Annotated in this window: 1 protein-coding gene; it reads left to right on the top strand. The window is 41.9% G+C overall.

Going from position 1 to position 763, the window contains the following annotated elements; translation table 11 throughout:
* Positions 1 to 51: 51 nt before the first annotated feature.
* Positions 52 to 763, top strand: a 712-nt coding sequence (locus V7659_RS09475; RefSeq protein WP_335539657.1) for an iron-containing alcohol dehydrogenase, incomplete at its 3' end; no start/stop codon positions are given.

Below are 763 nucleotides of genomic sequence, written 5' to 3' on the forward strand. Positions count from 1 at the left end.
TCAACAGGCAACTTTAACCTAGCCTATACAAAAATAATAAAGGGTGATTCTATGTCGACATCATTTTTTCAATTTTCTGTTCGAACAGTTGTAAATAGCGGGGCGGGATCAAGAACTTTGCTTCCTGAGATGATAAAAGGGCTTGGGGGTAAACGAGCAGTACTTTTCACGGATAAGGGTTTAACCCAAGCCGGAATTACAGCTCAAATTAAAGAATTGTTTGAAATCATGCCGGGTACACCGGAGCTGGTTGGAGTGTTTGAAGATATCGAACAGGACGCAAAAGGGGAAATTATAAATCGCGGAGCTCGTTTCTTTAAAGAGTGCAACGGTGATTCCTTAATCGCTCTTGGCGGCGGCAGCGTTTTAGATACTGTAAAAGGGATCAAGTGGATGCTCCATAAAGGTTTGGATGATATACGTGATTCCCTTCTTACCGGAAATGTGATGGAGTGGTGGCCAGAAGCCCAATATATTTTTATTCCGCATGTAGCTATTGCGACAACGGCGGGAACAGGTGCTGAAGTATCACCGGTAGCCGTTATCCTTAATGAAAAGCTTGGAATAAAAACAAATCTTCTTCATCCATTTATCAATGCGGATATGGCAATTCTGGATCCGGATTTAACGGTAGGTCTTCCTCCTAAAATCACTGCTTTTACAGGATTTGATGCATTAACTCATGCAGTGGAGGCTTATTTTTCACAAAAGGCCAATCCGATGACAGATGCCTATGCAATTCAATCGATTCGAATGATTGTAG

Source organism: Neobacillus drentensis (assembly GCF_036966985.1).
GTDB classification, from domain to species: domain Bacteria; phylum Bacillota; class Bacilli; order Bacillales; family Cytobacillaceae; genus Neobacillus; species Neobacillus drentensis_E.